This window comes from Oligoflexus sp., assembly GCF_035712445.1.
Lineage (GTDB): Bacteria > Bdellovibrionota_B > Oligoflexia > Oligoflexales > Oligoflexaceae > Oligoflexus.
On sequence record NZ_DASTAT010000065.1, the window covers coordinates 14,951 to 32,994 of the forward strand.

The window sequence follows — 18,044 nt, forward strand, 5'->3', positions numbered from 1 at the left end:
CAAACAGTCCGGCACAGCGGTGGATGAGCAGAGGGAACTATGAGGCAACCGAAAACTCCAGCGTGATGACCGGACCCGGTTGGGGAAATCCGTGTCCGATCCAAACGCAGCATCGCTTCCGCAGGCCGGGAGATCCCAGCTTCCGCCGCTCGAAACTCTTTGGGATCAAGCGCCCCTTGATCCGCAGCTGTTCTTTGGCATGGCCCTGCCGATGGCTGGCGATCTGGCTCAACTCCACGCCCAGGGACGCATTCATGGAAGCCTGACGCCGCTTGAGTTCGTCGTGGATCCCAGGACCTCAATCCCTGCGATAGCATGGGACAGAATTCCAGACGCGGCCACGGAGGGACTCGGGGCGGGTCCGATCACCCAGCAGAATCTGCCTTATCTATCTCCCGAACGCATGGCGCGCTGGAATCAGAAAACGGATGGTCGTTCCGATCTTTATTCCTTGGGCGTGATCTTCTTTCAGATGCTCACTGGATCTCTGCCCTTCACGGCCAAGGATGAGCTGGGCTGGTTTCATAGTCATCTGGCTCGCACCCCTGTTTTTCCAGCTGATGCTGCGTCGCGTATTCCACCTCTTCTGCAGCGCATCGTTCTGAAACTCTTAAGCAAGGATCGCAACGAACGCTATCAGAGCGCGAGCGGCCTCATCCATGATTTGAAATACTGTCGTGAGCATCCGCATGAAGACGGCAGCGGTTTTGCCCTTGGCCTTCATGATATTCCGAGTCGTCTGGAGATGTCCCGCAGAATTCATGGCCGTGAGCAGGAGCGCAGGCGACTGACCGAGGCTTTCGAACGCATCATGCGGCAGGGCCACACCGAACTTTTTTTGATCTCGGGCCAGGCCGGTGTGGGCAAGACGGCGCTCATTCATGAACTTCAGGAAACGGTGACCGGCAGCGGCGGTTTTTTCATCACAGGAAAATTTGATGCGCTGCACCGCGGCATTCCCTATGACACGCATGCCCAGGCCTTTCAGGCTTTGATCCAGCAGCTCCTGGGTGCAAGCGAAACGCAGATCGCGTACTGGAAACAGCGCCTCATGGAAGCCCTCGGTCAGCAGGCTCAGGTGATCGTGAATGTGATCCCCGCTTTGGAGATCATCATCGGCAAGCAGCCGGATATGCCGGTCATGCCTCCTTTGGAAACGCAGAATAGATTCCACAGCGTCTTCGAAAAATTTGTCAGTGTTTTTGCCACGAGCGCGCATCCCCTCGTCCTGGTGCTGGATGATCTTCAGTGGGCCGATGCTGCGAGCCTTAAACTTCTGGAGCATCTGGCCTCCTGCACGAGCCTGCATCATGTCCTCCTGATCGGGGCCTATCGCACCCAGGACGCTCATTCGCAGGAAACACTGGCCGCTCTTCCCGCGGTCATTCGCGAAAAAGGCGGGCGTCTGGAAGAACTGGAACTCAAGCCTCTCGGTGCCGACGCGCTCGCCAATTTCCTGGCTGAAACACTGATGACACAAAGTGAGAAGGTGGCTCCTCTCGCGCAGCTTCTGCAAAAAAAGACCGATGGCAATCCCTTCTTTTTCATCCAGTATGTGAAGGAACTCGTAGCCGACCGGCTTCTCACTCTTGATGCCAGGACCTATGAATGGAGCTGGAATCTCGACGCCATCCAAGCACGCGCTTACACCGATAACGTGGCTGATTTTATGCTGGCCCGCCTGCGAAAGCTGCCGCTGCCGGTCCAAAAAGTTTTGGAGGTTGCGGCCTGCATAGGCCGCGAAGGGCGCATCAAGGATCTTGAGCGTCTTTTGGAGAAAGCGGGGAGTCCGATGAAGGCTCTCGATCCTTTGCAGCTTGATGGTATTCTGCGCCTGACACAGGACAGCTATTATTTTCTGCATGACAGGGTGCAGCAGGCGGCGTATGCCCTGCTTTCCGTCCCCGAGAAAAAACATTGGCACCTGAACATTGCAAGGCAAATGGGCGAAGGTCTTTTCGCGGAAGATGAAGGCCTCTTCGATCGTCTGGGTCACTATAAGGCGGCTGCTGACGCCCTTCAGGATCCTGATGAACGTCGCGAAGTTGCGCGCATGAGTCTGCAGGCCGCTCGAAAGGCCAAGGCCTCGGCCGCCAACAGGGAGGCCTTGGATTATAGTCAATTCGGACTTGGCCTTCTCGCGGCAAACAGCTGGTCGGATGCTTATGCCCTGACGCTGGATCTTCATATCGCGCGCGCGGAATGCAGCTGGCGCTGCGGGAATTCCCAGGCCGCCGAAACTTATTTTCAAGAGATCCTGCATCATTTCCTGCTCACCGATCTGGACCGCATGCGGATTTACTGCATCCTGATCGAAGTGTTGATCACGCAGGGTAAAATGCAGGAAGCCCTTCTGCAATGCCATCGGGGTCTGGCGGTCATTGACAAGGATTTTCCACTGGAACCGACCGAAGCCGACGTGCGCGATGTCTACGCCGCGTTCCGTCGCGATCTGGGGCAGAGGCCCATCGCGTCTTTAATGAATCTGCCGCCCATCCAGGATCCCTTGGAAAAAGCTGCTCTCGATATCATGGCCGCCGCGATTCCTGCCGCCATATTCACGTCGCTGCGTGCCGCCAGCTACCTTTACTGCAAGATGGTGTGCTGCAGCCTCAACCATGGCAATTGCGATGCCTCGGCCTCTGCTTATGCTTATTTTGCGATGATACTCGGTTCGGTCTTCGGTGAATATCGTGAGGCCTGGCAGCTTGGGAAAGTCGCTTATGATCTGGCGCAAAGAGATGACCATCCTTGGAAAGCGCGCATCTACGTGATCTTTGGGAATGTCGTGAATCCCTGGACCCAGCCGATGCGCAGCAATATTCCTTATGTGAAGGCGGCTTTGCCGGCGGCGAAGGAGGTCGGTGACCTTGCCGGCGCCTGCTACAGCTGCAATCATCTGGTCTCGACCCTGCTCGCCCTGGGCGAGCCTTTGAACGAGGTCCTGGCCACCACGGAGAAATCGCTGCAATTCGTCCAGACCATGAATTATTCCGCCATTGCCGATATCCTGATGAGCCAGCAGCGCCTGATTCTGACCCTGCAAGGGAAGACCCTGCCTTTTGATGAGGAGGCTCTGAATGCCCGCATCTGCTCCAGTCAGATGGCTCTTCTGAAGTTCTGGCATCACACCTGGAAACTTCAGGCCGCATATCTTCTGGGTCAAAAACAGGACGCGCTCGCCGAAGCCGAAGCTGCGCGCTCCTGGGGCTGGTCATCTCCCGGCCATGTCGAGGAAGCGGAACATCATTTCTATCACGCGCTGACATTGGCTCAGGCCTGCAGTGGCCGGACAGAATTGGAAGCATTTCCAGCATTCCAGGAGCTGCTCGCCTATCGCGAACGCCTCGCTTTATGGGCCGGCAGCAGCCCCTCTAATTTTTCGCAGAAGCATCAGCTGATTCATGCCGAGGTCTTGCGCCTTCAGCGTGATGACCTGGCGGCCATGCACGCCTATGAAAAGGCCATAGGCCTTGCGAGGCAGAACAGCTTTATTCAGGATGAAGCGCTCAGCTACGAGCTGGCCGCGCTTCATTATGAACGCACGGAATTCTATAGTTTTGCGGAACAGTACAGGACCGCAGCCCGGCGCTGCTATCAGGAATGGGGCGCCATGGCCAAGGTTCATCAGCTGGATAACTGGCATCCGCAGCTGATTCCCAGCATGCCCGTCCAGGAGGTGCCCGGGCACCTGATGGAGATTGATAGGCTGTCCCTGCTGCAGGCGACCCAGAGCATCTCCAGTGAAATCGTGCCGACCCAGCTGAGTGAAACTCTTATGCGCCTGCTGGTCGAGACGTCGGGAGCCGAAAGCGGCCTTTTGATTCTGGCGCGGAAAGGGGAGCTCCATATTGAGGCCGAGGCTCGCACATCAGCGTCAGCCTTGACTGTGACGGCTTTGAATTCCATTCCTGCCCGTGGCTATAAAGCCGTGCCGCAGGGTGTCCTGAACTTTGTGCAAAGGAGTCAGCAAAAGCTCGTGCTCGCGAATGCGCGGGATACTCGCTCCTTTGCCTATGATGAGTATCTGCGTCGGGAAAAACCGCGCTCGCTTCTTTGCGTGCCTATCCTTCGCAATCGCGTGCTGGTCGGTCTGATCTATCTTGAAAACAGGCTCATGGCCGGGACCTTCACTGCCGAGAAACTGATGACGCTGGAAATCCTGGCGTCTCAGGCGGCGATTTCCCTTGAAAATGCGCGACTCTATGCTGACCTCCGCCGTGAGGAGCAAAAGCTTCGCGCCACCATTGAAAGCATGGCCGATGGCCTGATCGTGGCGGACACGCAGGCCGGGATCAGCCTGATCAATGAAGCGGCTCTGCAGATGGTGGGCCTGAAAACTGCGGAAGACAGCATCTTGCGCAACAGGCAGGGCATGGCGGCTCGGCTGGAATATCGGGATGCTGATGATCAGCTGGTGCCATTCGAACGTCTGCCTTTGACCCGCGCTCTGCAGGGTGAAATCATCAACCAGGTCGAGTATCACATCAGGCATATTTACAACGGGCGGCCTCTGATCATTCGCCTGAGCGCCTCGCCACTGCGCGATCATGCGGGCACCATCCAGGGTGCTGTGGTCGTCTTCCGCGATGTGACCGAACTCACCGAGCTGGATCGCCTCAAGGATGAATTCCTGCGGGCCATGGCTCACGAACTCAAAACCCCGCTGCTTTTGGTGGCCGGCTACTTTGAAATGTATAAGCTCCTCCTTCAGAAAGGAGCGAACGCGCCGCAGCTGCAGGAGTGCCTGGGGCGCATGGATATCGGCATCAATCGTTTGAAATCCCTGATGTCCACCCTGGTGGATGTCGCCGTCTTTCAGCTGCGAAAAATCAAACTGCGCTTTGAAAGAATCGATCTGAACGATCTTTGCAAGGAGGCGGTCGACTCCATGCTCATTGCCAGCCCCAAACATAGTCTCCAGCTTGTGGGCGTGAAAGACGAACCCCTCTGGATCGACGGCGACCGCGTGCGCCTGAACCAGGTGCTCACCAACTTTCTGCAGAACGCGATCAAATATTCGCCCGAGGGCGGAACGATCGTGGTCGAACTTCAGGATGAACGTGACGCTGTCCTGGTGAGCGTCCGGGATCAGGGCATCGGCATTCCCGTCCAGCGTCAGGGCCGTTTATTCCAGCGCTTTTATCGGGCTCATGCCGAAACTGAATATGATTATGGCGGGATGGGTGTGGGTCTTTTCCTGTCTTATGAAATCGTTCAGGCCCATCACGGGCATATGTGGTTTTCCAGTGAAGAGGGCGTGGGTTCGGTCTTTTCCTTCCGACTGCCCACGCATCAGGCGGCCTTGAAATCATGAGCAAGGCCTTCGATAAAAAATGGGGTGATGACTTCATCCGCACTGTTCCGCTCGGGCCTGGCGTCTATATCTTTCGCAATGACAAGGCCGAGCCTATTTATGTGGGCAAGGCCAAAAGTCTCCGCCGCCGCCTCGCCCAGTATCGTCTGGCGACTGCGAAAAGAGCCCATCGCAAAATGCGGCTGATCGTGCGCAACGCCGAGACTTTGGAATTTCAAAGCTGCCTATCAGAAACCGAAGCCCTGCTCCTGGAAAATCAGCTGATTCAAAAGCATCGGCCCATGTTCAATGTGGTCGGGGCTTATGCCTTCCTTTACCCCTATCTGGGTCTGAAACAAACGGCGGCGCGCGAGCTGGCCCTTTGCTATACAACCCAGCCCGAGATTTTGGAGCAGCATGGTTTTCATCTCTTCGGTGCCTTCCGTTCCCGCGATCTGGTGACAGCGGCCTTCGATGCGCTGGCCGAACTCTTCCCCTACATTGGGCACGATGATCCCGCGCAAAGAGTGGCCTTTGGCCGCATCGCCTATACCCGCATCATCTGTTTTCGTCAGGTGGATGCGGAGTGGGTGCCGCTTCTGACCGGACTTTTCCGCGGTGAATCCGGGGATGCGTTGCAAAAGCTTTTTGCCATCCTCTTGGAAAAGCCGGGAGCCCGGCGTCATGCGGAAGCGGTGCAGCTGCATCTGAAACAGCTGCGGGCCTTCTTCGTGAGTGAAGCGGTGCGGCTTCGAACAGCCTTGAGGCAGCATGGACGCGACGTGTCGATGATTCCCCAGGAGGAACGCGACGGCATTTTTCTTGCTTTGAGTTGAAGGTCCGTCTCAGAAGGAGCGAGGAATATCCCATGCAAAAAAAGACAGTTCTTATCACCGGAGCATCCTCCGGCATTGGTCTGGCCACCTGCCAGCGCTTTCTGACCGCAGGCTATCAGGTCGGCATCATCGACAAGGACCCTCTGCCCGAGAGCCTGAAAGGCGCCGAGCAGGAGGGCCGGATCATTTTCGTCCAAGGTCGGGCCGCGGATGAAAAGGCGGCCAGCGAGCTGGTCACGCGCATGCGAAAGGACTGGGGTTCGATTCAGGCGCTGGTGAATAATGTGGGTGTGTTTAAGAAAATTCATCTGACGGAATTAGGCCTGGATGAATGGAAGGAGATTCTGGATACCAACCTCACATCCTATTTTCTCTTCGCCAAACTCTCTGCGCCCGATTTGAAAAAAGCCCGTGGCTCCATCGTCAATATCGCTTCGACCCGCGCCCTTCAAAGCGAGGCGGATACCGAAGCCTATTCCGCGAGCAAAGGGGGCATCGTGGCCCTGACGCATGCGCTGGCGATCAGCCTGGGTCCTGATGTGCGGGTGAACTGCATCAGTCCGGGTTGGATTGATACGCGGGATCCTTCCGAGAAGAAAAAGGCCCCCTTGAAACCCAGGGATCATGCGCAGCATCCCGCGGGCCGTGTGGGCGAGCCCGAGGATATTGCGAACTTCGTGCACTGGCTTGTGAATGAGGAAAAAGGTTTTGTCACGGGTCAGAATTTTATTCTGGACGGAGGCATGACCCGCAAGATGATCTACGAAGATTAGTCCAGCGGCAGGCAGGGCAGCGAGGCGATGCGCAGCTGTTCACGCGAAGGAACAGCCAGGAGCGCGGCGCTGTAATTTTTGTCCTTGGTATCCAAAAGGCGAACCGCACCATCATGCTGATCCATCTTCAGGTAGACGATGCCATCCGCTTCGCATTCAGGCCGGGCTGTCTTCAAAATCATCAGACCCGGCTTATAGTGATCGATCGCACCAAAATCCGACAGCACGGGAACGCCATCACGGTCCTCAACCAGGACGTCATAGCCTTCGTCACCGAGCTCAAGGTAAAGGGAGGTTTCCTCCCCTTCTTTCAGCCAGCTTCCGGCAAAGCGTTCCATATTGATTCTTTTGACCTCGGCGGCGACGGCGGGATCCAGCTCCAGGCTCGTCTTCTCAATTTTCCGGTTTTCACAGGCGCCAAGGGCCAGAGCGAGGATAAGAGTATTCAGCAATATTGATGACTTAAACATGCGAACGGTTCACTCCATGATCGTGAAACACGCCGCAACCCTAGCACAGGATCCTTTTGACGTTGAACCAGGATTGTGCCAGGGTCTTAAGTATCGTTCTCAGTGAGGCTGGGGATTTACCCATTCCGGATGATGAAGAGTTCCCGACAGAACATGGGCATGGACGAGGCCGGTGAATTCAAGATTATCGAGCTGCTTGTTCGCATCGAAATCATAGTCGACGAGAACGTTCAAAGCGGCCTGATCCGAGGTAATCTGGGTGGCTCCGAATTTTTTTTCACCGCGGTAAATTTCTGCAGCCGTCACAAGCCTGTCACCGTTGGCATCATAATAGGAGAAAGCCGCATCGCTTCCGCTGCTCCCCAGCGGCAGCTGCTGCGCGTCATCTCCTTCCGAAGAACAGGCGCTGATCATGAGTATCAGACCAAGAATGGCGGCAATGGAGGCGCGTCTGTGCATAATTTTCCCCTGAAACCCTTGGCTTGCGGGCGTTTGCCCTGAACGACCATCTACAGGAACAGGACTTCTCATACAAGTCCATTATTGCAGAGAAAGACGAGTCAGGGGAAAAAATCACAATCAAAAATTATCACTTATAATAAATCAGGTATGCCGAGACGAAGTAACGTGGTTCCGTGTGGAGGCCGCCATCGTATTCGCAGCCCGTCCCAAACACACAGGCGCTGCAGTCCAAAACTCCGGGACGACAGGTGTTTTCAAAAGTCTCGGGCTGATAAACGAAATCTGTGATTCCATTCAAAAGCGCCGTCGTGACATCTATCCTCCATGGCTCCACCTTGTCACCTGGACACCAGCCAGCACGCGGATACTGCCAGGTTCCCTTCTGATTGGGGTCGACTGTGGTCGCGCAGTTATCACGCCATATCGTCGCTTCAAAATGCTCTTTGCCGATCGTCACCTTATGGGATTTCGCGCAGAACTCGGCACAGTTGCCATCATTGCCCTGACCGTGCCCGGTGATGACCATGCGCATCTGCGCCGAACGGTAACCGACCAGGGGCAGCACGCGGGCTCTGCGTTCCGTGCTGATCAAAGGATCACCGTAGACGATGTCGTCAAAACTCATGATGGGCTGAACATAGGCCGCCACCGGACGATCGTCGCTCGCCTTTTCATAGACGAGTTCCGCTTCGATCATCCAGCCGTTGCCACCCGGATGCCCCGGTCCCACCCAGGTATCAATGAAAAAGCGGAAGGTCGCAGGCCCCTGCAAAAGAGGCAGGAAATCGCTCAGATCATAGGTCCAGTTCGCGCCGATGCCATAGGGCGTGATAAAGCGCAGCAGTTCCAAAGGCTCAGAATGGTCTTGATTCTGAAGGCTCATAGTCCCCACGCGATCCCAACGGTCGCATTTCCCATCAGGGCAGGAAAGTCTGAATTGCAGCGTGACGCGTGCATAGTCCTCGACGGCTTCCGGCAAATTCACCTGCACGCTCTGTTCGCGCCGGTTGTCATCACCTTTGAAGTAGACATGAGTGCCAGAGGTCAAGGGCACGCGAAGGGTGCCCGGGGTCGCGGCCATGGCCGTACACGCCACGATCCAGCTGCTGAGCGCGAGCCAAAATTTGCGCATGATGAAATCCTTGAAATAGGGGTTGGTATTGAATTCGGCGGAATTATAGCGGGCTCCCCCAAGGCCCACAATGGGTCAAAGGACCTTGGGGAAAATCTGGCGAAGACCCGGGCTTCTGTCCAGATCCTGATCAGGGATCCCGGGCTGCGGGCCAGCGAAATGTCTATTTTTATAATATTTTCAATATGTTACAAACATCAGGTGGTGCATGATGGGGCATGGAACCTGCAAACCAGGAGGCAGATTTTGTGAGGTGTTTCATGCTGTCTCTTCGTGCCTTGACTATGGTTATTATCGCTGCTCTTATCTATAGCGTTCACCTCTATGCGACCTATCATCCCAAAATCCGCGCGAGCGCATCGGTCTGGGCCATCGGCATCAGCTGCACCGTGATCGCGGACATCCTCTGGATTACGCTGACGCGTGATCTGAATAACAATGCCCTGATCGCCCATTACGCCTTCGTCTGGGAAATCGCCTATAAACTGCTGGCGGTAGCGATCCCCGTCCTGCTCTTCAACGTGCAGCTGACGTCCATGGGTTACGTGGGCATCGCCCTTATCATCTTTGGTGGATTCTGTTTGAAATGGGGCGGAGCAGCGGTTTAACTGTAATGAAGAAAAAGATTCTGCAGGCAACGCGCAAGGCCGCGTTTCATTCTTGCGTCCGGTTTATCATCGGTGAAAAGCGCCTGGTTCCATTCGAGTTCGACTCCGGCATATTCATTCGGCCCATAGTGCCGGCGCAGCCAGGTCGTGAGCCCATCTGATTTCCCCAGATAGGGATAATTGCGCCGCAGCCTCCAGTCCGGCCACTCGCTCTTCATCTCCTTCATCAAAGCATCCGACCACATTTTTTCAAAGGGACGCGCGGGATCATAAAGGAGCCCGACCTCGGCCCTGCGCTTTTTCCCATCGAGGACCGGCGTGAAGCTATGCATGGCCAGATGCAGAACGGACGAACCGTTCTGAATGCTCTTCAGTATTTCCTTTTCAATCGCGTTGCGATGCGGCCAGTAAAAGGCGGCCAGGATGAAATTCTTCTCCGCAGCCTCCTCATCCCGGAAAGCAGGCCCAAGGCAGCGCGGATGATGCGGGGAGCGATTGCAATCGACCAGAAGGCGGGATATCTGCGTGAAAAGAAGCGGCGCATCCAGTGTCTGCGCTGCCTTTTGAGCCAGGGCCAGGGCACCCGGATCCCAACCCTTATGGGTATGAAGATCCTTCTGCTGAGCCCGCGACATGCGTTTCATCAAGGCGGCCGGCACCTTGTTCCCGGCATGCTCGCAGGTGATCAGAACAGTCCAATGCCCGGAGCCGCTGGATTTAGCCATAGAAGGTTCCTTCATTCAGGCTGGCCGCGAGAGTCTGCCAGGTCCGATGAATATCCTGAGGCGCGGGCAGAGCCGGCAGTTTCTTCAGAATGCGATGGCTCAGCGTCCCCTTTTGCAAAAGGGTATCCGCCTGCTCGGCGAAATGCTTCACCTGGTAGTCTTCATTCACGAGCTGAGCGAAGATATGCCGCCAGAGGCTCTGCAGGCTCAAAGGCTTCTTCTGCCCGAAACAGCGCAGAAGGAAGGGATCATTCACTTCGAAGGCCCCGCCGTCGCGCAGGGCGCCCATGAAGGTTTTTTGCAGCTCTTTTTCGTGAGCCGCCTTCTGTTCCGAAAGAGGCATCCAGCGTTCATCGACCAGGCTCTTGACCAGCGACACGACAAGGCCGATGACGGCGAAGTCAGCCGCCACGCATTCCTGGATGTCGAGCACCCGGATTTCGATGGCATTCCGTTCAAAACGGGCGATGGCGCCACGGGAATTCAGCCATTCGCCTTCCAGGATGCCTTCGGAATCAAAAGGCTGAATATCCCTTTCGATGCGGCGCAGGATTTTTTCTTCATAATCCTTCTGCGTGAAGACGGCTTCCGGAATGATATCGCCGATGATCGAGGGGATGCGCTTCTGATTCTGGGAATAAAAATTCAGACGGTTGTCGTGGATGCCGGTGATCTTGCCTTCCACCACGGGCGAACTCGCTGCCAGACCGGGCAGGAGCGGCAACGCGATGCGAATCGCGGCGTGGAGTTTGGCGAATTCCGCGTCATCCGCGAAGGGAAGGTTGATGTGAACGCTCTGCAAGTTGGACCAGCCGTGTCCTTTGCAATCAAAGATCCGATTATAGGTTTCATAGATGGTATTCTGCCCGTGTGGCCAGATTTTGGTGTCCTTCAATGGGTCCATGGTGGGATGCATGGCCGTCGGAAGCAGGCAGGCGTTCCACTTTTCCAAAAGGGCGTTCACCCTTTGAATCTCGCTTTGAAATGAGCTTGCAAGGCGCACAAGGTCTTTTTGGGGACCATTGCCCTTGAATTCGATCACATGCAGAACAAGCTCGTTCGAGAGATTGATGCGGCCCAGGGAAATCTCGTTGGTGATTTCACCCGACAGCGCCTCGATCACCTGATCACAGATCGGCTTCACCGCAAGGGTCTGGCGATCGACGATCATATACTCCATTTCGATGCCGTAGCCTTCAAATAGCCGCAGGGTCTGGCTCACTCGGTGTATCCTTTCGTTTTGCGGTCCAGCCTCTTGATGAAGACGCGCATGATCTCTTCATAGAGTTGATTCTTAATGATACGGTCTTCGATGCCGCCGTCGATACTGGGATTGTCATTGACCTCGATGATATAGAACTTGCCGTCCTTTTCCTTGATATCAAGGCCGTAAAGTCCATCCCCGACCACCGAGGCCGTTTTCACGGCCAGCATGCGGAGCTTCGGAGATATCTCTTCCAGAGGAAAGGTCTCCGAGTGGCCGTAATCCAGCTCGCCTTCCTTGTCGGTGTGATAGATCTGCCAGTGGTTCCGGGCCATATAGTATTTGCAGGCATACAGCGGTTTATTATCAACGATGCCGATCCGCCAGTCGAAGGGCGTCGGCATGAATTCCTGGGCGATGATGAGGTCGGAGTCTTCGAGCATGGTCATCACCTTCTCACGGATATCCGCCTGCGTCTCGGCCTTCACCACGCCCTGGGAAAAGCTGCTGTCCGGGCGCTTCAGAACGCAGGGTACAGGCAGCTTGTCGATGATCTGATCCAGGTTTTTCTTATGGATCATGAAGGTTTTGGGCGTCGGAATATTATGCCGCTTCAAAAGTTCGGCAAGGTAGACCTTGTTCGTACAGCGGAGGATGGACTCGGGATCATCGATCACGACAAGGCCGAGGGCCTTGGCTTTCTGGGCGAAGCGGAAGGTATGGTGATTGACGTTGGTCGTTTCCCGGATGAAGAGCGCATCATATTCCGCAAGCCGGCGCAGATCGTCGGGGCCGATGATATCGACCTCCATGTTCATATCGCGGGCGGCCTTCATGAATTTTTGAATGGCCTTTTCATCCGACGGCGGAAACTGCTCCTTCGGATTCCGGAGGATCGCCAGGCTATAGCGCGCGGACTTCACCTGCTTTCTCTGCGAACCGCACTTGAAATAGCTTTCCGCGAAACCAATCAGATCAGTCTGGTGGGAATGCGGGACATCCTTCAGACTGATCGGGCCGATCGAACTCAAAAGCCACTTGTTCTTCTTCACGAACTTGGCGCGAATCAGCGGGGCGGCGAAGTACTTATAGAGTTCGTTGCTCAGCTTATCGTACTTTCTGGCCATGTTCTTGCCAAAGTAGATGCTGAGTTCGAAGCTCTCCGATTTGATATCCGCCAGGGACTTTTGCACAAGGTCGTCAAGGTTTTCCGAGGTGATCTTGACGAAGGCCTTGGTCTTCATTTCCTGGATAGTGCTGAGCGATGGAATGGGCTTGTGTCCCCGGGCAGCTGCAAGCAAGGAAACATAATAACCCGAACTTTGATAGCGATAGGACCGGCAGAGGTTGAAGACCCGATAGTTCTTGATATTCTGGAAGCCTTCATCCACGAAGTAATCTATATCGCTGACAACCTCAAAGTCGCCGAGTCGCCTCGGCCATTCATCAACGGATTCAACTACGATGAGGTTCTTCATGGGGCGCGTCTTTCCTCTGTATGAGAAGTAAGTTGGCATCATAGGTCACCACACCGAGCAGGATCGCACAGATCACGCGGTTGATGGAGATCGTATAAGTGTTCTGTTCGGACAGGTTATTCGGAAAATAAGGATCGGAGATGTGCACCATCTGGGAGTCTTTGTCGATCCCGGTCAGGACCACGAAATGCCCGGATGGACGCCCTTTGATATCATTATGTTCGCAGGTCTTGGGATCCTCGCGTGAGCTTTGATAAAGGTAGGTCGCGCTCAGCCCCGCGATCACAGGGCGCGGCCCGCTGAGGAGACGAACGAGAAGCTCAGGCGTGAGGTCTTCAAAATGCAGCGTGCCACCGTGTTCAAGAAACTCCATGTACCCGTCACTGGCCGTGCGCAGTTTCCTTTGCTTCTTGGCGTGACGCTGTAATTTCAGTTTCTCAAACATCTGCGCGGGTGGCAACCCAAACCAGGTCGGATCGAAAATGTTGAGGTTGAATGACCAGATCTGGGCCCGGTAGCCTCGTTTCAAAGCGTGCACGCCGAGACGCGAGGCATAGGTTCCGCCGGTCTCGAGCATGGGCACTTCCTTGATCACCTGCTCCAGGGCGGCCTTATCGCTCATGTACTCATAAATGGAATGCAGGCATGTCGGTCCACAGGTCACATCATCCGGTTGCTTCCGAATGTTGATCTTCTTCTTCTGATTGCCCATACAGCTTCCTCCAGCAGCCCACTACCCTGGAAATACTGTGTCCCCATCGGAACGTCAACCGGGGAGGTTGAGAACACCAGTCTTTAAGAAAACCACAAAATTTCCCCGTCCCCGTTGGCATTATAGACTGGTGCGGGGCCTCCCGAGCACCAGAAAAATACTGAGCTCAAGTTTTCGCTTTTCCCTCCGACACCTTCGATAGACCCCAATCACCTGAGGAGTGGGCTTTGCGTAGTCTTTGCATCGGCATCCTGCTTTTTCATGCCTCCGGCGCGGCCGCGCAGTCAGCTGCTCCAGGCAGCGGCACCAGCGCCACCGTCGAATGGGGATCCAAAGAGACGCCAGCCGACACCACGGGCGAAAACCAAACCCAGGTCTTTCAACTGTCGATCAACTATGGAATGGGCTCACTGACGCTGGAAGCCAACGGTGATCGCACTCTCACCAAAGCCGCCAGTCCCACGGCCTATGAAGATGGGCAGCCAGTGAGTGGAACCTATGCCAACGGCAGTGTGAAACAACTCCGCACCGTGGCCTCGACGCTCCTTCCCTTTCGCGGGCGTTCGTTCGTCCTGGGCATCGGTCTTGAGGATTTGGATGTGGGGGTGTCCGGGAGTGCACTGAACAAAGCGGGCGGCACCGAAGGAAGTTTTCACATGAACTCCTTGATTCTGGAAGTCGGCGCTCTCAGAAATTTCAGCCGCTGGGGCCAGGCCCTTGTCACAATGAGTTATGATCATGCCCTCGGTGGCAAGCTGCGTTCCCGTTATATCACCAAATCCATTCGCTCCGACGCGACACAAAACTATGCGATCGTCAACGACTCTCTCGCCTCCGGGGGACGCCTGTCGATCACAGGGAATTATCAGTTCAACCTGCTCCCTGGATTCTCCTTCGGCATCTTCACCTCGGCTCAGTATGGAGCCCTCGCCTTTGTGGACCGTAATCAGCGGTCCTATATTTACGGTTATACCACCGGACTTTCTCTCATGCTAAAGATTTGATGCCGGCTTCGCGGCCGGGTTATTTCGGAATCGGCCCGAGGTGCGTGATGTACCACTGCGGTCCCCAGTTGATGAGGGCGCGGACTTCGATGCTTTCGTTTTGCCCGGCGGCTGTCAATTCAATCTTGCGTCTGTAGCAGGACCAGTAGGGAATGCGGTTGGCTTCGGTCTGGGGTGCCTTCCATTTGCAGGATCCCCCTTTGATGGCCTTGAAAACGAGCGGGCCACGCCCCTTGAATCGCGCCTGCTCACGCGTGAAATCCTGCTCATACCATTTTACCAGTTGGCTATAATAGTCAGCGGGCCTGGCGATGGCCTTCAGCTGCAGAAAAGCCGCTTCGGGAAAAAAGAAGTCTTTGACATCGGCGAATGCGCCTTTTTCCAGGGCTGTCAGAAGACGCTGGGCCTTGGAATCGAAACTTTCAATCTGCGCCTTCAGAGCCTCATCCTTGTTCTCGGGGGGAATGACGAATTCATCGGCAAAAAGCCCGGACGACGCGAACAGCGACAGAAGCATAAGAGATCGTTGCAGCATGGGCCACCTCCTTAGGCGGCCATTTTATCGCGAAATCCGCCAGAGCCGATACCCTGAATTGAGTCTTCGGGAACAGCCTGCAATTGAAAGACGCGACGCGGCCCTATTCCACGCAGCATACGCTCGCCATAATCCTCGCAGCCCACATAAGCCAGCGCCTCGGCCACGGCTTCCGACACGACGATCCCGCTTTCCGGCGCCGAGGCTTTGAGTCTTTGCGCCATGAGCGGCGTGGCGCCCAGGGCCATATAATCGGTTCGCGCTTCACCCCCGAAACCGCCGATGATGACCTCGCCCTGATGAATCCCGATCCTGACATGCACCGGCGCGCGATCGAAGTCATCACAGATATCCTTCTGCACGGCCGGCAGCACCTCAAGCATTTCACGCGCGCACTGAGCCGCTTTCTGCGCCTGCTCCGCGGGGGAAAGTTCGAGGGGGAAACCAAAGATGGCCAGAACTCCATCGCCGATGAATTTATCGATCATCCCGCCATGGGCAAAGACGACTTCGGTCATGGCTGCAAAATAACTATTCAGGAATTCGCCCAGCTTTTCCAGCGGCACGCGTTCCGCAAGCCTTGTAAAATCGGCGACATCACAGAAAAGCATGGTCACCGTCATCTTCCGCGGTGTGGCATTGAAATCAAAGCCACCCTGCAGAATATCCTGGGTCACATCGGGAGGAAGAAAACGCTGCAGCAGCATGGACGTCCGTTTGAGGCGCAGCATCGCATTCTCGCGCTCGATGATCCGGCGCTTTTCTTCACTCACGAAGTTCGCCGCTTCATAGGCGATGCGCTTTTGAAAGAGCAAAGCCAGCACGCAGCCAAAGAGCTGATAATTCACATCGCGAACGATCAGACTCGCATTCCATTCGGAAAAGAGGAGCCACACCCAGACCTGCATGGCGAAAATAAGGATGGCCTCGAACCAATCCACCCGCAGGGTAAATACGGCGAACGCAGCGATCAAGGGCGGATAAAAGCGCGCCCGATCGGGAAAGTCGGCGGCATAACAATACTGCAGAGCCGTCATGATACCAACCAGGGCAATGCCGTAGACTTTGGGAATCAGAAATCCCTGCTCGCCTCCCCAGCGCATGCCGAAGCGCAGATAAAGTCCTCCGATCAAAAAGAGCAGGGACGGTATACCGCGCAGGAGCAGAGCATAGGTCAGTCCCGGATTCACTTCACCCAGATGCATATCCAGGGGAATAAAGCCCAGGATCAAAAGTCCCACGCCTATAAAACTGGTGGCCAGCTGACGCCGACAGAAATCATTCTCGTGCTGAAACCAGGCTCTCAGGATTTCGGGCGAACGCGTTTCCCGAACGACTTTGGGAGCCAACCAGAAAGGTATGTGCATACAAAACCTCCAGCTTCCTGAATCGGCGCGCGCCGCGGGAACTCAAAGGTTTTCTTGAGTACTGTGATCGAAAAGTAAGGGAAAAAAGCCGGGATCTGTTCAAATCTGCGGCACCATCCGAAAAAGGGGATGGTGCCCTGCCGAAGCTGTCGGTCAAGACCGACGAATCAGGCGTGAGGCTGGGGCTGCGCGGGTGAAGGCGGCGGCATATGACCCTGGGTCATTGTTTGAGCCTCGGGTTTCAGCTCCGCAGGAATGCGAAGAACCTGACCTGGGAAAATTTCATCCGGATCTTTCAGCATGGGCCGATTGGCCTCGAAAATCTGATGATAGAGGTTGGCATTGCCCAGATAATCCTTGGCTATTTTGGACAGCGTATCGCCCTTCTTCACCGTCACCATCATCGACGCTGCGTCCGTGGCGGCAGAGGTGGCTGGGGCTCCGGTCGCAGCTGTCTGCGGCTGATTCGGAGCCAGGACCAGCGGCTTCTGAGGCACGCTCTGCCCCGGTGCATAAGCCGCCACATGCAATCCGTCGTCATTAACTTTCTGCACAGCGCGATGATTGCCCACGATCAGACGCACCAGCTCCAGATCCTTCTGGCTATTGGTAACACCACTCAGAGTTGCCAGACCCTTGTCGAACTTGAGTTGAAAATTCTGGACCGAGATACCGGCCTTGTTCACGAGGCTGGTCAGTTCCTGTTGCAATTTGGCATCATCAGCATCCTTGTCCTTGTGACCAAGTTCCTTGATGAAATCAAAAAGGCCCATCACGAGTCTCCTTCCATTGATATGAGTTAGTCCATGGGAATCCATTTCCCAACAGGTGATCGCCGGAGCGATAATCTTTGATATATGCAGGAGGCATGCCTGCGCCAGCCGAAATACGGCCCAAAATCCCTTGACCCCCACCCGGCCACCCGGCATAAGTCAAGCTCAATGCATGGAGCGCCGCGATGTTTATCAATCTGAAAAAAGTTCTCATTGTCGATGACGTGGAGGATTTTCGCGTCCTTCTGAAGAATTGGATCAGCTTTCGCGGGCTCGAGGTCATCACGGCGGAAAACGGTCGAGAAGCCATCAGCATCCTGGAAAAGGAGCGCATGGATCTCATCATCACCGACTTTCAGATGCCGCAGATGGATGGGCTTGAACTCCTGGAATGGTGCCGTCAGCATGAGATTCGCGTCCCTGTGATCTTCACCTCGGCATCCGCAATGCCTCTGGATCGCGAGCTTATCGCCCTGGGCGACTGCTGTGCCACGCGTTTGGAAAAACCCCTGAATTTCTTGATACTCGCCGCAGCCCTGGACGCAGCCGAACGGCATGAACATCATCGCGATTGTCTGCATCAGCCGTATAAAGTCGCTGTCGAAGCCGAATACCGCCTGAGCGAACGCGGCGATGACGCCTAAGCGCTCTACACTCCTTTCAACGCCA

General features: G+C 55.4%; 16 protein-coding genes. 6 read left to right on the forward strand and 10 right to left on the reverse strand.

Features of this window, described 5'->3' with window-relative positions; translation table 11 throughout:
- The first annotated feature begins 91 nt into the window (after window positions 1–91).
- The 3 genes from VFO10_RS13900 to VFO10_RS13910 are packed head-to-tail and all read left to right on the forward strand — an operon-like array spanning window position 92 to window position 6,905.
- Window positions 92–5,317 carry an AAA family ATPase gene (locus tag VFO10_RS13900; RefSeq protein ID WP_325141104.1) on the forward strand — a complete coding sequence of 1,742 codons (5,226 nt, stop codon included), beginning with the start codon at window positions 92–94 and terminating at the stop codon, window positions 5,315–5,317.
- A complete protein-coding gene (locus VFO10_RS13905) occupies window positions 5,314–6,132 on the forward strand; it encodes a nucleotide excision repair endonuclease (protein ID WP_325141106.1) in 819 nt (272 codons plus the stop codon). The genes VFO10_RS13900 and VFO10_RS13905 overlap by 4 nt, the downstream gene beginning before the upstream one ends.
- A gap of 32 nt (window positions 6,133–6,164) precedes the next feature.
- Entirely contained in the window at window positions 6,165–6,905 is a 741-nt protein-coding gene (locus tag VFO10_RS13910; protein WP_325141108.1) for an SDR family oxidoreductase, read from the forward strand.
- On the opposite strand, the gene VFO10_RS13915 is transcribed toward VFO10_RS13910, so the two are convergent.
- From VFO10_RS13915 to VFO10_RS13925, 3 genes are all read right to left on the reverse strand, one after another.
- On the reverse strand, window positions 6,902–7,375 hold the full coding sequence (locus VFO10_RS13915) for a hypothetical protein (RefSeq protein WP_325141110.1): 474 nt from the start codon (window positions 7,373–7,375) through the stop codon (window positions 6,902–6,904). The two genes, VFO10_RS13910 and VFO10_RS13915, sit on opposite strands and share 4 nt — an antisense overlap.
- A 99-nt stretch (window positions 7,376–7,474) precedes the next feature.
- Complete coding sequence (locus VFO10_RS13920) at window positions 7,475–7,834, reverse strand: hypothetical protein (protein WP_325141112.1); 360 nt, start codon at window positions 7,832–7,834, stop codon at window positions 7,475–7,477.
- A 130-nt stretch (window positions 7,835–7,964) separates the two neighbouring features.
- Window positions 7,965–8,969 carry a peptide-N-glycosidase F-related protein gene (locus tag VFO10_RS13925; RefSeq protein WP_325141114.1) on the reverse strand — a complete coding sequence of 335 codons (1,005 nt, stop codon included), beginning with the start codon at window positions 8,967–8,969 and terminating at the stop codon, window positions 7,965–7,967.
- Window positions 8,970–9,229: 260 nt separating this feature from the next.
- Between VFO10_RS13925 and VFO10_RS13930 the strand changes: the two genes are divergently transcribed.
- The gene (locus VFO10_RS13930; protein WP_325141115.1) at window positions 9,230–9,577 is read left to right on the forward strand and encodes a hypothetical protein; all 348 of its coding nucleotides are present in this window, start codon (window positions 9,230–9,232) and stop codon (window positions 9,575–9,577) included.
- Here VFO10_RS13930 and VFO10_RS13935 read toward each other — a convergent pair.
- Genes VFO10_RS13935 through VFO10_RS13950 form a run of 4 tightly spaced genes read right to left on the reverse strand, consistent with a single transcriptional unit; the run spans window position 9,574 to window position 13,696 of the window.
- Window positions 9,574–10,302: an N-formylglutamate amidohydrolase gene (locus tag VFO10_RS13935; RefSeq protein ID WP_325141117.1), complete on the reverse strand. Its 729-nt coding sequence runs from the start codon at window positions 10,300–10,302 to the stop codon at window positions 9,574–9,576. The two genes, VFO10_RS13930 and VFO10_RS13935, sit on opposite strands and share 4 nt — an antisense overlap.
- Window positions 10,295–11,524: a carboxylate-amine ligase gene (locus VFO10_RS13940; protein ID WP_325141119.1), complete on the reverse strand. Its 1,230-nt coding sequence runs from the start codon at window positions 11,522–11,524 to the stop codon at window positions 10,295–10,297. The genes VFO10_RS13935 and VFO10_RS13940 overlap by 8 nt, the downstream gene beginning before the upstream one ends.
- Window positions 11,521–12,984, reverse strand: coding sequence for a RimK family protein (locus tag VFO10_RS13945; protein WP_325141122.1), 1,464 nt, complete (start codon window positions 12,982–12,984; stop codon window positions 11,521–11,523). The genes VFO10_RS13940 and VFO10_RS13945 overlap by 4 nt, the downstream gene beginning before the upstream one ends.
- Window positions 12,962–13,696 carry a papain-like cysteine protease family protein gene (locus VFO10_RS13950; RefSeq protein ID WP_325141124.1) on the reverse strand — a complete coding sequence of 245 codons (735 nt, stop codon included), beginning with the start codon at window positions 13,694–13,696 and terminating at the stop codon, window positions 12,962–12,964. Before VFO10_RS13950 ends, VFO10_RS13945 begins: the two co-directional genes overlap by 23 nt.
- A 227-nt stretch (window positions 13,697–13,923) precedes the next feature.
- Here VFO10_RS13950 and VFO10_RS13955 point away from each other — a divergent pair, with 227 nt between their 5' ends.
- On the forward strand, window positions 13,924–14,700 hold the full coding sequence (locus VFO10_RS13955) for a hypothetical protein (RefSeq protein WP_325141126.1): 777 nt from the start codon (window positions 13,924–13,926) through the stop codon (window positions 14,698–14,700).
- A 19-nt stretch (window positions 14,701–14,719) separates the two neighbouring features.
- Here VFO10_RS13955 and VFO10_RS13960 read toward each other — a convergent pair whose 3' ends face one another.
- From VFO10_RS13960 to lysM, 3 genes are all read right to left on the reverse strand, one after another.
- Window positions 14,720–15,235 carry a hypothetical protein gene (locus VFO10_RS13960; protein ID WP_325141128.1) on the reverse strand — a complete coding sequence of 172 codons (516 nt, stop codon included), beginning with the start codon at window positions 15,233–15,235 and terminating at the stop codon, window positions 14,720–14,722.
- An 11-nt stretch (window positions 15,236–15,246) separates the two neighbouring features.
- Window positions 15,247–16,602 (reverse strand): adenylate/guanylate cyclase domain-containing protein, encoded by a 1,356-nt coding sequence (locus VFO10_RS13965; protein ID WP_325141130.1) that lies wholly within the window; start codon window positions 16,600–16,602, stop codon window positions 15,247–15,249.
- 167 nt (window positions 16,603–16,769) lie between these two features.
- The gene (lysM, locus tag VFO10_RS13970) at window positions 16,770–17,375 is read right to left on the reverse strand and encodes a peptidoglycan-binding protein LysM (RefSeq protein WP_325141132.1); all 606 of its coding nucleotides are present in this window, start codon (window positions 17,373–17,375) and stop codon (window positions 16,770–16,772) included.
- A gap of 185 nt (window positions 17,376–17,560) precedes the next feature.
- Between lysM and VFO10_RS13975 the strand changes: the two genes are divergently transcribed.
- Window positions 17,561–18,019 carry a response regulator gene (locus tag VFO10_RS13975; protein WP_325141134.1) on the forward strand — a complete coding sequence of 153 codons (459 nt, stop codon included), beginning with the start codon at window positions 17,561–17,563 and terminating at the stop codon, window positions 18,017–18,019.
- The last annotated feature ends 25 nt before the right edge of the window (window positions 18,020–18,044 follow it).

Bases quoted from the DNA above. Each gene is read 5' to 3' on its own strand.
- VFO10_RS13905 (WP_325141106.1), top strand. From the start codon at position 5,314: ATGAGCAAGGCCTTCGATAAAAAATGGGGTGATGACTTCATCCGCACT.
- VFO10_RS13910 (WP_325141108.1), top strand. From the start codon at position 6,165: ATGCAAAAAAAGACAGTTCTTATCACCGGAGCATCCTCCGGCATTGGT.
- VFO10_RS13915 (WP_325141110.1), bottom strand. From the start codon at position 7,375: ATGTTTAAGTCATCAATATTGCTGAATACTCTTATCCTCGCTCTGGCC.
- VFO10_RS13920 (WP_325141112.1), bottom strand. From the start codon at position 7,834: ATGCACAGACGCGCCTCCATTGCCGCCATTCTTGGTCTGATACTCATG.
- VFO10_RS13925 (WP_325141114.1), bottom strand. From the start codon at position 8,969: ATGCGCAAATTTTGGCTCGCGCTCAGCAGCTGGATCGTGGCGTGTACG.
- VFO10_RS13930 (WP_325141115.1), top strand. From the start codon at position 9,230: ATGCTGTCTCTTCGTGCCTTGACTATGGTTATTATCGCTGCTCTTATC.
- VFO10_RS13935 (WP_325141117.1), bottom strand. From the start codon at position 10,302: ATGGCTAAATCCAGCGGCTCCGGGCATTGGACTGTTCTGATCACCTGC.
- VFO10_RS13945 (WP_325141122.1), bottom strand. From the start codon at position 12,984: ATGAAGAACCTCATCGTAGTTGAATCCGTTGATGAATGGCCGAGGCGA.
- VFO10_RS13950 (WP_325141124.1), bottom strand. From the start codon at position 13,696: ATGGGCAATCAGAAGAAGAAGATCAACATTCGGAAGCAACCGGATGAT.
- VFO10_RS13960 (WP_325141128.1), bottom strand. From the start codon at position 15,235: ATGCTGCAACGATCTCTTATGCTTCTGTCGCTGTTCGCGTCGTCCGGG.
- VFO10_RS13965 (WP_325141130.1), bottom strand. From the start codon at position 16,602: ATGCACATACCTTTCTGGTTGGCTCCCAAAGTCGTTCGGGAAACGCGT.
- lysM (WP_325141132.1), bottom strand. From the start codon at position 17,375: ATGGGCCTTTTTGATTTCATCAAGGAACTTGGTCACAAGGACAAGGAT.
- VFO10_RS13975 (WP_325141134.1), top strand. From the start codon at position 17,561: ATGTTTATCAATCTGAAAAAAGTTCTCATTGTCGATGACGTGGAGGAT.